The sequence below is a fragment of the Vibrio rhodolitus genome (assembly GCF_003350325.1).
In the GTDB taxonomy this organism is placed as follows: Bacteria; Pseudomonadota; Gammaproteobacteria; order Enterobacterales; family Vibrionaceae; genus Vibrio; species Vibrio rhodolitus.
Window position 1 is genome coordinate 447,575 of the sequence record NZ_QLYZ01000001.1, and the last position, 13,306, is coordinate 460,880.

Below are 13,306 nucleotides of genomic sequence, written 5' to 3' on the forward strand. Positions count from 1 at the left end.
AAAACATACTATTGGAATCTATTCTTTTTAAATCAGTGGTATACCGAGGTTCCAATTTGAGGTTCGACATATTTAATCCCTCCAGACAGCTAAGACGCGCAACCCTTTTAGGGTTGAGCTCCTTGCTGTTTATCGCCGGATTAATCTTTTCAGCCTTTTCTATTGGCGATGTCGGCACATCCCCTTTTTCCTACCTACTAATATCGTTCACCGTCTTATCAGCGTTTGTTGCTTTTCAGGTTTATCACAATAGCAATCCCCCAAAGCTCGATAGAATCTATGTATGGTGTTTTGTGTTATTGGTTTCGTGGGCGGGACACATCGAATCCGTTGCTCAAGGTGTCTATGTATGGATGAGCCTATTTCCCATCATTGGTTACTTGGCTTTGGGGAAAAAGCATGGACAGTGGGTTTCAGTATTTGGTTTACTCGTTTTAACTACCACGGCAGTAATACAAACAGATGCGTCAACACTACTTGCGCTCAATTTGATTCTTTCTTATTTAGGGATCTGGAGCACATTACATATACTGGAAGTTAAACGCAGTGCCTCAGAGAGTTCACTGTCTAACCTTGCTTCAAGAGATGCCTTAACTGGTGTCTACAACCGTCATGCACTGATCCACAACTTTGAGCGCTATCGACAAGAAAGCAAGAAGTTACCCTTATCTTTACTTATTCTTGATCTCGACTATTTCAAGCAAGTTAACGACAAATATGGGCACGATGTCGGCGATAAGGTACTAGCACAAACCGCTGCCCTGCTCGATTCTTTGACCAGCGAACATCTTGTTTACCGCATTGGTGGTGAAGAGTTCTGCATAGCGCTACATGACACCACAATCCATGCAGCGATGACCAAAGCTGAGTTAATTCGCGGTTGTATTGAAAGCTATCAATTTGTGGTAGATGAGCACGCAATCAGTCTGACGGCAAGTATCGGTGTCTATCAATGCCACCATTTCAGCTCTCTTGAAAGTGTGTTGCAAAAAGCCGATGTCGAGCTTTATAGAGCGAAACAAAGTGGTCGAAATCAAGTTATGGTATCACCGCACAATGAAGTGATTGTTAGCTAATTATCGGCTTATATACGTTCCACTCCCCCATTTACTCTCCTAATTCTCCTTCGCCACCTCCAGCATAAACACCCTAAAACACTACATAAAGCAATTACAATAAACCAACAATGCCAAACACTATCTGTCTGATTTACCAATAATATTTACATCTGGTTAAATAACAAGCACTCAAGCCACAAGATAAAAAATTACGACAAAAATAGTTACAAATATAGCTTGTAAATAACAACAATTATCATTTATATTTGCGCTCGTAAAAACATTCTCATTTCTTAGAATAGAAAAAAGCAGTGGTAACTCGAATCGACCGAGTAGGAAGAAAATTAAAATGAATTTCAAAGTCACAACCATTTGTAGTGCAGTGGCACTAGCCCTTAGCACTTCCGCTGTGTATGCGCAGGAAGCAAATACACAGGTAGATGAAACCATCGTTGTCCATGCACAAAGCTTCAATGATTATAAAGTTGATAGCGCAACAGGTGCGATGCGTACTGACACTAGTATGCTAGATACTGCTCAATCCATTAACGTAATCCCTGAAATTGTTCTTGAAGAGCAACTAGCAACCACTTTAGGCGAAGCATTGCAAAATGATGCCAGTGTGAATGCGGGTTCGCAAAAGTGGAACCGCGAAGTGTTTTACCTACGTGGCTTTGAACTAACTTCTTCCAACGGTTACTTGAGAAACGGTCACTCTCTGTTTACTCACTACATGCTACCGATCGAAACCCTAGAGAGTATTGAAGTTATCAAAGGACCGTCTAGCCTACTTTACGGTCAATCAGCTCCTGGTGGCTTGATCAACATGGTTTCAAAAAAACCAACAGAAGCACCTCAAGTTAACATCGGTACCAACTTCGATGATTTGGGCAGCACCCATCACCACATCGATGTATCAGGTAAGTTAAATGAATCTGGTACGTTGCGTGGTCGAACCGTGCTGGTTAAACAAGATTCTGTTGAGAGCCGCACATACGCTACAGGTGAAGAGCGCGAGCGCGACCGCTTCTTAGGTTACGGTGTAATCGAAGCAGATCTTTCGGACTGGGGTCTACTTTCCTTAAACTACGAAAAGACCAGTGATCGTGCACCACTTGATACCGGTGCTTGGCTAGATAAAAATGGCAATGTAATTGGCAATCGCGACATGATCCGTGATGCAAATTGGTCATTTATCGATAATGATGTGGAAAACTGGGGTGCGGATTTAGATATCTACCTAAACAGCCAATGGCGTGCAAACCTAAGCTACAACTCACAACATATGGAACGTCATCGCTATGACTCTCTACCAGCGCCAACCACGCAAACTACGGTTGATGGTAGTTATACAATAGAACCATTTGATCGTCACGATACATGGAAGACACAAGCATTCCACGCTGATTTGCATGGTGAATTTACGGCGCTTGATGTTGACCATCAAGTACTATTCGGCGTAAATGGTCAGTTTTACGATTACAAACAACTTCGTGTTTCAGGTACACTCACTCCTGTCAATCCAGGAGAAAACCCAGACAACCCAGGGCTAGACTACAATAATGCGACAAAACCGTCGACGAGTGAAAGCCACTACTATGGTTTCTATGTTCAAGATTTGATCACTTTAAATGAACAATGGCAAACGCTAATCGGCGGTCGCTATGATATGTACTTTAAAGATAACGTGACTAAGACTGGTGTTGTTCATAAAGGTGCGCATGATAGTGAGTCATTCTCACCAAAAGCGGGCATCATTTATCATCCAGCCCACAACGGTAGTATCTATGCAAACTACTCTGAAAGCTTCACCCCTGTAAACAATGTCGTAAATGGTGATGGTTCAATTACCGAGCGCCAACCAGAAGAAAGTACACAATACGAATTGGGTACTAAGTGGGAGCTAATGGATAGCCGCCTACTTCTAACTGCCGCTGTGTTTGATATTGAAAAACGCAACATCAGTATAACTGAAGGAAAAATTACTACTCAGGGCGGTATTCAACGTCATATCGGTACTGAGTTTGGTGCTCAAGGTCAAATCTCTGATAAATGGTTCGTGATGATGTCTGGTATGTACTTGGATGCAAACTTTGATAAGCATCATGACTACCAAGATAAAGCACCAGCTAACGTTCCTGAGTGGTCTGGTTCAGCATGGACTCGCTACTCTATGACAGAATCGACTGCTTTCAATATTGGCTTGTTCTACCAAGGTGAGCGCTGGGCAGACAACGCTAACACAGTTAAATTGGATGACTACATCCGTGTTGATACTGGGGCATCGCACTCAATCAAGAGTGACTATGTTGATTGGGATTTCCGTTTCAATATCGAAAACCTATTCGATACTGAATATGTAGCAGGTACAGGTGGTAGCGTAGTTGGAAATACAGGTGTTCTTACTGATGTTCACTACGGTAATGAGCGTCGCTTCAAGTTCTCTGTGAATGCAACATTCTAAAACCAGTTGAAACACTAAATACCAACACCGCCCTACTTCGGGCGGTGTTTTTTTATATCTGCTGCGTAGTTGCGTAACTCCGTGTTGCTGTTTGCGAATACGCTCGCGTGTTATGCCTTGATTACAACGCTACTACTGCCTCGATTTCAACGAGTAAATCTGGATGGATGAGCTTAGACACTTCAACTAAAGAACAAGCTGGTAGATGACCGTCATAGAAATCAAATAGCAGCTCTCGAATACTAGCTAACATTGAAATATCGCGCACAAAAATGGTGAGTTTGACCAAATCACTTTTTGAACGACTCTCCAACCTCAGCACCTCTGAGATCTGTTCAAGAATTTCTTTGCTCTGCTCTGTCAAATCAAGCGCCTGCGACGCTGTCCCATATGCGGTTAGCCCTGAAAGATACAGCGTGTTGCTATGCTTTGTCGCATGAACGTAAGGACCAGCAATTTGAGGTAGGCTTTCATACGTAATTCGTTCAACCATTTTATATCTCCCTAAACGACATCTGCTAATAAGACCATATTCACTGCCTTTATCCTGCAGATATCTTGTCAAAACAAACGCAAAACAGAATAGACACCAAGCGCTGCGCTTCTCTATTAAACGATTCGTTAAACTTGGGTAGCCATTAGCTTGCTACTACCAGAAAAACCAAATTTTCCATAAAGGCTGTGAGCATCGTCGGTGACCAAAAACTGGAACTTTGATACCCAACGAGGATCATCAACGATTGTCTGCACTAACCACTTACCAAGCCCTTGACCGCGATAATCTTGGTGAATAATAAGATCTGCAAGATAGGCTACAGAAGCAAAGTCCGTAACCACTCGAGCAAAACCAATCTGATGCTCATCTACAAACAATGAAAAGCAAACGCTATGGGATATTGAAACTTTGATTGTTTCAATACTTCTTTCGCGAGCCCAGTAAGAAGAGCGCAATAGAGATTCAACTTGATCTAGTTGAACTTCATCACGATTGTCACTGATCCTATAACTGTCCTTAATATGTATCATGTCTTCCTTAAAATATTGTGCGTATTTACCCACTAAGCAATGCAACCAATATCGCTATACACCATTTGTTATACGACCGACAAATGGAACTCATTTAACAAAATACAACGCTTGCTCCAATGAGTTAAAATTTGGAATACTTTGACGATGTTCCACACGCTCACCAACTATCACTAGATTCACACCAAGTTCTTCACATGCACGAACATCCCATTCTGCATCACCAAAATATGTAATTGGCATTTTCAGGGTTAAATCGGCTTTAGACTTCGCCAAATTCATGATTTCAATACGTGAGTAATGATCATTTGAAGAAGCAATCGGTAACTGATCTATTTCAAAGCCCGCTGATGCCAGTTTTATTTTTGCGGTTTCCCCCCAGCCACCCGTAGCAATAGATACAAGATGCAGATTGCTACTTAAAAGGTGCGATACGAAGCCCTTGGCACCAGGAACCTCTTGTGCCGGTTCGCGATTTATCGAGTTTTGAATATTTTTGACAAAGACGGGTTTAACTATGTTTTCTAGCTCCTCAATTGAATATTGAGGAGCTTGTCGCTCAATGAAAGTTTTTAGTATTCCTCTATCAGTGACATTTGGATAGTTGTGCCAATCATTTAAAATTTTTAGACCCGTTGTTTCATATACCGCATCAATAAAGCACTGTTCGTCAAATTCGTACGACTGAATCAGCGTTCCATCAACATCTAGCATGACATGTTTCATATAATTCCCTTTAAGCTTTAACAATCCTTTGTTAGGTAACTGTTCTCGATGAAATTTTTGTATTCGTCTCTCGGTCTTCTCCTGCATGCTAACTATGAGGAATATAATTTATGCATGCTGTAAAAAATCACTCTAGAAATGACAACATTGGGTATCTTATTGGTGTTGTGGGCGTTTCATTGGTACTAGCTTGGATTGGAATCTACAAATTCACACCTACTGAAGCCCTACTCATTAAACCACTAGTTGAAAATCATTTCGCCATGGGTTGGTTATATAATTTCATATCTGTTCAAGCCGTATCAAACATTATTGGTGCAACAGAAATTGTTGTTGCTATTGGGCTTCTCGTTGGCATTAAAAATACAAAAATAGCCTACCTTTCTGGTATTGCCGCTGCAATTATTTTTGTTACTACATTGAGTTTTCTTCTTACTACGCCAAATACATGGAAAATTTCTGACGGAGTGCCCGTTACTAACTTCTTCTTAGTCAAAGACATTTTGTTTCTCGCGATATCAGTGAGCGTTATCGAACGAAATAAACCTATTTCGTAACAAATATCGAGCCGAAACAGAACTTCTCTGAAGTAGGCTCCTGTGGTCTATCACCAAGCCATATATAATTGATTACTTGCGGTAGATATACCTAAAATAGCGCCTATCATTGCCTGCACAAAAATATGGTTGTTATACTAAATTCAATGCCTAGAGTCGCTGTTATATGGGATAAAGATAGCGCAAAACATTAACTGTTTATACTAATGGCTCTTATTATGTTTGCGGTCCAAGAGTTTTGCTTAACTCTACTTCCCTACCTGCAACTAAATTTCCTGTAGGCATAAAACCACAACTTAAGTAGAAACCTTTTGGACCTTTATTGCTATCCACAACACTTGTATAAAGGGTCGATGCCCCAAATTCCTCAATCAACTCTGAACTCAGCAACTCAATGGCTTTACGGCCATAACCTTTTGATTGGAGTCTCTCACCTAGCATGAATCGCCAAAGGAAAAATTTATCTGCGGAAATATCTGCGTTTACTAAGATGAAACCGACTGGCTTATCTTCAACATAGATGCCACGAAACCAAGGAAAATCCATAAAGTTCGCTTCAGCCAATGAAATCGCATTGCTATCAACATGATTTAATTGATTTTTAGCAACTTGTAATTGGCAGATTTCATAGAAATTATCATGACCAATTCTTCTTAACTCGATGCTCATTCTGACAATTTCCCTCCGAAAACATCACAGACAATTAAGTAGTGTTCAACGCTGCCACCTTACCTAAGCCACTGTGCTTTAACACTAATGTAGATTCAAACGAAAATGCCAAGCGTTGCGAATCTGCTTCAATTGTTTGTTATGTGCGTAACCAAGACATCGGAACATACCTAATGCCTTTTACACTTTGCTCTGTGTCTGTAACGGTAAAACCTTGTGATTCGTAAAAGCCAACTGCATTTACCGAAGATTTCAAACCAACCTCTTTAGCTGAAGATCGGGACAGAAGGTGATGCAACAATCTTTTCCCAACACCACTTTTCTGAGAGCGAGTATCAATGAATAAGTGCGTAATATAATCACTGTCTCGAATTGCACCAAAGCCAATAATCTCGTTATCAGTCGTTACTTTAAAGCTTTGAAAACGAGTCAAATCAAGCGCCGTTTCAACATCAGGATGTATGCTAGAAATGAAAGATTTACGCCCCTCTTCACTTAAACTCGGAAGAATATTTGAGCTTGCCACATTAGAGATAAGCTCCACTAATGCACTGATATCTTGATTATTTACTTGTTCGATTTCCATGTTCCTTCCTTAGCCCATAACACCTTATTCAGTGGTTAGCAACGCTACCACCTACCTAAAGCATTGTGCCGTAAACACTTCAACCAATTCAAATAAAAAATGCCGAACGTTATAAGTCTCTTAAACAGTCTGTTTGTTGAAGTGTTTCACCGCTCTACACTTTGGAAAGCTTGAGCAACCCCAAAACTGTTTACCGATATTTTCACCACGCTTGGTTTCACGTAACACCATTTCTGAGCCGCAACGGGGGCACTGATTTGAGCTAGCTTTAGATTCGACAATCTCTTTAACATGTTTACGGTGCTTTAAGTCCGTAATGACTCCACGCTTTAACTTTATCTGGTTTATTAACTCAATTAGCCCAGCATAATCATTATCGGAGAACACGACCTCGTTAAATTGCTGGATATATTGAATACATCCTCGCGCATAGGTAACGTTTGGGGGCATTTCAGTTTTAAAGGTACTATCACCGATGAAAACAATTACTGAATGTAAGTGTTCTTCACTGCAGCCTAGCAAGGTTTCCAACGTTTTTATATGCTTGTAATTCTGATGCAGCGGGTTTTGAAATTTAGAGGAATGACGATATATCTTTTGTGTCCACTGCTTCTGGTGAGCCGATCCAAATATCCAACCTTTCATATTTTTAGTTTCAACGACAAAGATGCCAAATCTAGAGACCACAATATGGTCGACTTGAGTTGTGCCATCGCTAGTCGGCAACGTTACGTCTTTTATTAGCGTGTAATCAGACTCTGGTAATTTGGACAAAAGACGATTAACGAGAAACTCACCGAATACCCCTTTGAACCACCTACTTTTGAAAACGCTCACAATGAGCAATAGAGGCACTAGATACCAAACTTGCTCAAGAGCATTAAAAAATACTTCAAAAATATTCACGGATTTTCCCTATTCAAATACATTACATTGATCGGCAAAAAATTGTTCGCTAACATGTTGAACGAAATGAAAAAGCTGATCGTTGCTTGTCCGTTTAAATGGCTCATATGGCTAATCAGCATTCAAATCGGGTAAATTGAAACTCTTTTAGCTACAACTAAATTGACGCCATAGTCTCTTGTTAGCTAGCTGTATGATTCGCTTCATACCATGCGTGCATAATTCTTGCTCTGTTGCATGCTTCTCTAACATTGCATTCAGAAAACGACATGTCGAACCTAGTTAAATTATTTGTCGACTCGAAGAACTTTAAGTGTAAGAAACGTCTATAACTTAATCTCGCCTTAGTTGTAGTTATACATAACCCCTTGTTTCGATTGGAATAACAGTCAATAGTACAAACGTCACTCCATGGTATAAAACCTCCTTTATGATGATAAATACCCTCATAAAGAATAGATAGCAAGATGGGATTAAACATCATTCGATATAGCTCTTGGAACAATAGCAACAATACAGGAACAACCACAACGTAGCCTAAGGTGGGCTCATCGCTATATATTAGTCGCCCATACACAAGCAAAAAAACTACAAATATGACGAGCCTACAGTACCTCGTCTTATATGTATGGTTCTCGATCGTAACTTCGATTCCATCAATTGTTATTTTTCGCATAGACCCCAAAGCCAGTTAACGAATGACATGGATTCCCCCTCCCGAGGAACTGCCACACTTAAGTGGTACACATTTGCACCGGAGGCACCATGTCTGATTACTCTTATTTCTGCGGGATTGATTTAGCTAAAAACCACTTCAGCATTCATGCTGTTGACCAGTATGACAAAGTTTTACTTCATAAATCAGTCACTCGCTCTAAACTACTGACTACAATAGCAAATATTCCACCTATGCGAATAGGTGTTGAAGCGTGTGGTGCTGCACATTATTGGGCAAGAACATTACGCAAATGTTTCACCATTTTTTGAATAGCGCCTTCTGGGGTTAACCAATAAGTGTCTAGTGAACCTATGAGAAGTCATAGGCAGTGGCGAGACCGCAATAAGGGATCCTCAGTATGTGTTTGTCGTAAGCAATGCTCAATGACCGAAATAACAAAGCGAAGTAGATAACTTTGTTGTTCGAAAAGCATTGGCTGCTCTCGCAGCCAACAGGATGTTATTGCCTATTGACAGGCAGAAGGCTCATATGTGTTATATTCAGTCTGCGATTTCAAATATGGAGTCAATGATGATAGGTAAATTACCCCTTACGGACATTGCTCCAAAAACTGAGCGTGCGTGAACGCCCTTTTCGCCAAACACGTCCGCCATTAAATCAGAGCACCCATCCAATACTTTAGGATGTTGTTCAAAATCACTCGTAGCATTAACGAAGCCTTGAAGCTTTACAACGCGGGCGACTTTGTCTAATGAACCTAATTCGAGTTTAACCGCTGCCAAAATATCTAAGCCTGTAGCTTTAGCAAAAACGTAACCTTCTGCTGTTGTGTATTCTTGACCTAGCTTACCTTTCGGTACTTTGCTTAAGCCAGCCACTGGTCCTTTACCTGAAACATAAAGTAAGTTGCCGGTTCTCACACAATTACAGTAACTACCTTGAGGGTCGCTTGCTTGAGGTAACTCTAATCCAAGTTCTGATAGTCTCTGTTCGATGTTCATTTATCCTCCATGATTGAACAAAAATACAACGCTCTACTAAAGGGGGGAGAAACGCAATACCGATGCTCTCGCACACCACCTTAATCACTAAATTCAGCGTATAGTAAAAATGCCACGCGTTGCGAATCCCTTTTGAGCAGTTTGTTATACGAATTTTACCAGACGTGTTCCGTACCCTGCCATGTTAAGAACTTACCGCTTTGTTCTGTAGTAAGGTTACGAGCAAGTTTAATAATACCTGACGCACTTTCCTCAACAGTAATGTCTGCATCTTTGCCACCCATGTCCGTTTTAACCCAGCCTGGATGAATCGGGCACACAACAATTCCTTTTGGCTTCAGCTCCAATGCCTACACTTGCATTACCTTATTAACCGCTGCTTTTGAGCTACGATACGCATACATACCGTAGCTTTCTCGGTTTAATGCCCCCATTTGGCTTGAGATGGTAATAATACGAGGGTTAGTACTAGTTTCGAGAAGCCCTAAAAGAGCTCGGCTCACCATAAGAGGTGCGATTGAGTTCACGGCAAAGGTGTTGAGCCATTCTTTTGAGTCGATAGCCTCCATGGATTGCTCGTCTGAACCAATAACACCCGCATTATTGATAAGTATGTCTAACTGAACATTAGATAGCTTAGAGGCTAAATTAGCTACTGACGCTTCATCAGTGACCTCTAGTTCATGCAATGTCAGCGAATTATTAACAAGCATGCTTTTTAACTGCACTGAAGGCTGACCACGATAAGTCGAGATGACATTATAACCTAAAGCTAAAAACTGGCGAGTTAGTTCAAGTCCAATACCTCTTGAAGCTCCAGTGATTAAGACTGTTTCCATTTGCTGAATTTCCTTATTCGTATAACGCCCTGTTAAGGTGATGAGATGGTCTCCCCCTACCACTTCACATGACCATCAGCCATGCTTGGAGTGTTCAGGTCCAAAAGCAAAAGGAGAAGAGCATGACTCATGCATAAAATCATCGGCATCGACTTAGCAAAAAATATCTTCTTTCTTTTTGAAATTAATCATAAAGGAAAGAACCTCAGCCGTAAAAAACTTCAACGAAGTAAACTGCTTAACTACGTCGAAAATCAAACTCCATGTATCATCGCAATGGAAGCGTGTTCTGGTGCGCACTATTGGGCTCGTGAGTATGAAAAATTTGGGCATGATGTTCTGCTATACCCTCCTCAACATGTCAAAAATCAGCGCCGAAAGCAGAAAAATGACTATAACGATGCAGAAGCGATTGCTGAACTTGCACTCTATCAACGCGCCCACCCCGTCCCACACAAGTCCATCGAACAACAAGACATTCAATCATTAATTCGAATGCGCAGACTATGTGTTACCGAAAGAACCCGTTTGATTAATCAAGTTCGAGGATTGATTGCTGAGTACGGCATCATTGTTCCCAAGGGAAAAGCCTCTTTTAGGCAAGCTATTCCCGAAATATTGGAAGAGGTGGAAAACCAACTCTCGCCAATATTGCGTGAACTTCTATCACGTCAATATGAACGCTCTTTATATATCGATGAACAGATCCAATGGTTTGAAGAGAAACTCAGCCAAACCGTTAAACAATTTGATAATGCCAAAAGACTGATGTCTATTCCTGGCTTTGGACCACTCACTAGCCAAGCTGTCGCCGTATGGCTCGGCACTGGACAGCAATTTAAAACTGGGCGAGATGCTTCTGCTGCGATGGGACTCATTCCAAAGCAAGATACCACAGGGGGCAATGTCATTCTTCTCGGTATTTCCAAGCGAGGCTATACTTACATTCGCTCATTACTGGTTCATGGTGCTAGAGCTGCTTTAAGACGAGCCAAGTTCAAGTCCGACAAACTCAGTAAATGGATGCTTGAGTTGCAAGAGCGACGAGGTGCCAACCGCGCTGCGGTCGCACTCGCAAACAAACTCATGCGGATCGCTTGGGCTGTCATCGCCAAAAACGAAGAGTATCAACCAGTATAAAACACCATGCACCACCAACCCTTTGCAAAGTACGTAGTGAGATGAATAACAGGATAAATCCTACACGTTGAAAACCTTGTGCTCACGCTGGCTTTTAAAGTCGATAAGGTGATTAGGACTTCGTGTTCGACTGCCTCATCTTGGTCAAGGCAATAGCCACAAAAACAGGCCGTATATATGGTAGTTAACCTGCACTTTTAATCACACTGCTGACTTGCAAAACAGGGGGAGACCATATATGTGAGCAACGCAATACCTAAGCTCCCGCATACCACCTTAAACATTAAACACAACGCATAGTAAAAATGCCACGCGTTGCGAATCACTCTTAAACAGATTGTTAGCCCTTGTTAGCTTCGACTCTAAAGCGCCAAAGCGGTAACACACTACTTTTATAATCTTCTGGGATAAAAATAGAGAAACTTTTTGCTTCTCGACTTGTTTCTACACCAATGACTTTTCCGTTGTCTTCCGTAGCGGCTTTGTACATCGATGAAATCATAGAACTGACATAACCCAAAGGATCAAAACCATTTGTGGAATATTCTCCTTCAGGTTCAAACCTATACTTAATCCCAATGAGTCTGTCTTCCTCAACGACTACTGGAAGCACCTCTGTCTCAGACCAAAAACTATGCATAGCAAAGAAATTTGCTAACTTCTTCTCCTCTTTGCTCGTCACTAAATTACCAGCGCAATAGCACAAGACATTTTTTATGGTGAAGTTGGTCTCACCATTTTTTTCATTGTAATGAGCTGGTTTAGATGGGTCAGCTACTACGTAAATATCAATCGGTGGTGTAGTAGATAGCCACTCGTCACCTAGTACGAGCATTTCATTTTTCTTCAGAGCTTCTGGTAAGTCGATAATATAGCGCCCTTTATTCAGCTCAAAACTATCAGGTGATAGAAGAACCCACATATTCATTTTCGAATAATAGATTGCGAACTTTACAGGACAGTTTACCAACGAGGCGTACTTTAATACCGACTCAAAGTACTTTCTAGTAAACGAGAACTTATGATGGAAGGGTTCTCTATGATAATTTTTTACCTCTACTAGAAAAGACGACTTATCATTATCTAGAACAATACGATAATCAGGAATCGTTATATTTTCATTACAATATGCCTCACCACCATCTTCTTGCTTAATTAGGCAGCATTTGCCTAACGAAACAGCGACAACGGCAAACATAGATTCAACGCGTTTACCAAAAACTAAGTTTAGATTCTTATGATTTTCAGTTAAAGCAGCTTTCATCCTTTCCAATACTTGCTCAACCGAACTAGTATCATTTATATCCAAGGCATTTTGAGCACACAACTTAGTGTACAACTCAAATGAATCAAATTTTTCCGGATTTCTGGTTATTTTTGTTACCAATTATGCTTCCTATTAAATAAAGAGGGCTAACGCCCTGTTCTTAAGAATCCCCTCATAATTTCCATATAAAACAATGAGTAGACGCACATCGCTCATTCTGATCTAATGAATTTCGCCAAAAACACACCTGATTAAATGGATTTAATAGGAATTCCTAACGATGCGCGATGTTCAAATTCTACAGCAAACTATCGAAAACCAGTGCCCAAACATTCACAAAAAACGACTTAGATCTCTGATGCTTGCAACTAAAACGGTACTCGATGGT

Annotated in this window: 14 protein-coding genes and 1 pseudogene; 5 read left to right on the forward strand and 10 right to left on the reverse strand. The window is 40.9% G+C overall.

Annotation, left to right across the window (positions count from 1 at the left end; all coding sequences use genetic code 11):
• Positions 1-35 precede the first annotated feature (35 nt).
• Together DPF93_RS01985 and DPF93_RS01990 are read left to right on the forward strand one after the other, a co-directional pair.
• Positions 36-1,076, forward strand: coding sequence for a GGDEF domain-containing protein (locus DPF93_RS01985; RefSeq protein ID WP_341866780.1), 1,041 nt, complete (start codon positions 36-38; stop codon positions 1,074-1,076).
• A 331-nt stretch (positions 1,077-1,407) separates the two neighbouring features.
• Complete coding sequence (locus DPF93_RS01990) at positions 1,408-3,522, forward strand: TonB-dependent siderophore receptor (protein ID WP_114764530.1); 2,115 nt, start codon at positions 1,408-1,410, stop codon at positions 3,520-3,522.
• A 121-nt stretch (positions 3,523-3,643) separates the two neighbouring features.
• Here DPF93_RS01990 and DPF93_RS01995 read toward each other — a convergent pair whose 3' ends face one another.
• The 3 genes from DPF93_RS01995 to DPF93_RS02005 all read right to left on the reverse strand — a co-directional run bounded on the left by DPF93_RS01995 (position 3,644) and on the right by DPF93_RS02005 (position 5,274).
• Positions 3,644-4,015 carry a RidA family protein gene (locus DPF93_RS01995; RefSeq protein ID WP_114764531.1) on the reverse strand — a complete coding sequence of 124 codons (372 nt, stop codon included), beginning with the start codon at positions 4,013-4,015 and terminating at the stop codon, positions 3,644-3,646.
• A 128-nt stretch (positions 4,016-4,143) separates the two neighbouring features.
• The gene (locus DPF93_RS02000; RefSeq protein WP_114764532.1) at positions 4,144-4,548 is read right to left on the reverse strand and encodes a GNAT family N-acetyltransferase; all 405 of its coding nucleotides are present in this window, start codon (positions 4,546-4,548) and stop codon (positions 4,144-4,146) included.
• Positions 4,549-4,638: 90 nt separating this feature from the next.
• Positions 4,639-5,274, reverse strand: a complete 636-nt coding sequence (locus DPF93_RS02005) for an HAD family hydrolase (protein ID WP_114764533.1) — start codon at positions 5,272-5,274, stop codon at positions 4,639-4,641.
• Positions 5,275-5,384: 110 nt separating this feature from the next.
• Between DPF93_RS02005 and DPF93_RS02010 the strand changes: the two genes are divergently transcribed.
• Positions 5,385-5,831 (forward strand): DUF417 family protein, encoded by a 447-nt coding sequence (locus DPF93_RS02010; protein WP_114764534.1) that lies wholly within the window; start codon positions 5,385-5,387, stop codon positions 5,829-5,831.
• Positions 5,832-6,047: 216 nt separating this feature from the next.
• Here DPF93_RS02010 and DPF93_RS02015 read toward each other — a convergent pair whose 3' ends face one another.
• From DPF93_RS02015 to DPF93_RS02025, 3 genes are all read right to left on the reverse strand, one after another.
• Positions 6,048-6,500 (reverse strand): GNAT family N-acetyltransferase, encoded by a 453-nt coding sequence (locus tag DPF93_RS02015; RefSeq protein WP_114764535.1) that lies wholly within the window; start codon positions 6,498-6,500, stop codon positions 6,048-6,050.
• A 139-nt stretch (positions 6,501-6,639) separates the two neighbouring features.
• Positions 6,640-7,086: a GNAT family N-acetyltransferase gene (locus DPF93_RS02020; protein WP_114764536.1), complete on the reverse strand. Its 447-nt coding sequence runs from the start codon at positions 7,084-7,086 to the stop codon at positions 6,640-6,642.
• A gap of 120 nt (positions 7,087-7,206) precedes the next feature.
• Positions 7,207-7,992 carry a nuclease-related domain-containing protein gene (locus DPF93_RS02025; protein ID WP_114764537.1) on the reverse strand — a complete coding sequence of 262 codons (786 nt, stop codon included), beginning with the start codon at positions 7,990-7,992 and terminating at the stop codon, positions 7,207-7,209.
• 765 nt (positions 7,993-8,757) lie between these two features.
• Here DPF93_RS02025 and DPF93_RS02030 point away from each other — a divergent pair.
• A pseudogene (locus DPF93_RS02030) lies at positions 8,758-8,961 on the forward strand (IS110 family transposase); the annotation flags it as partial.
• A gap of 249 nt (positions 8,962-9,210) precedes the next feature.
• Here the strand turns inward: DPF93_RS02030 and DPF93_RS02035 are convergent.
• From DPF93_RS02035 to DPF93_RS02045, 3 genes are all read right to left on the reverse strand, one after another.
• Positions 9,211-9,672 carry a RidA family protein gene (locus DPF93_RS02035; protein WP_114764538.1) on the reverse strand — a complete coding sequence of 154 codons (462 nt, stop codon included), beginning with the start codon at positions 9,670-9,672 and terminating at the stop codon, positions 9,211-9,213.
• 155 nt (positions 9,673-9,827) lie between these two features.
• On the reverse strand, positions 9,828-9,992 hold the full coding sequence (locus DPF93_RS21440) for a Rossmann-fold NAD(P)-binding domain-containing protein (protein WP_244204656.1): 165 nt from the start codon (positions 9,990-9,992) through the stop codon (positions 9,828-9,830).
• Positions 9,993-10,022: 30 nt separating this feature from the next.
• Entirely contained in the window at positions 10,023-10,511 is a 489-nt protein-coding gene (locus DPF93_RS02045) for an SDR family NAD(P)-dependent oxidoreductase (RefSeq protein WP_244204657.1), read from the reverse strand.
• 129 nt (positions 10,512-10,640) lie between these two features.
• Between DPF93_RS02045 and DPF93_RS02050 the strand changes: the two genes are divergently transcribed.
• Positions 10,641-11,651, forward strand: coding sequence for an IS110 family RNA-guided transposase (locus tag DPF93_RS02050; RefSeq protein ID WP_114764540.1), 1,011 nt, complete (start codon positions 10,641-10,643; stop codon positions 11,649-11,651).
• A gap of 340 nt (positions 11,652-11,991) precedes the next feature.
• On the opposite strand, the gene DPF93_RS02060 is transcribed toward DPF93_RS02050, so the two are convergent.
• Complete coding sequence (locus DPF93_RS02060; RefSeq protein WP_114764542.1) at positions 11,992-13,038, reverse strand: hypothetical protein; 1,047 nt, start codon at positions 13,036-13,038, stop codon at positions 11,992-11,994.
• Positions 13,039-13,306: the final 268 nt, after the last annotated feature.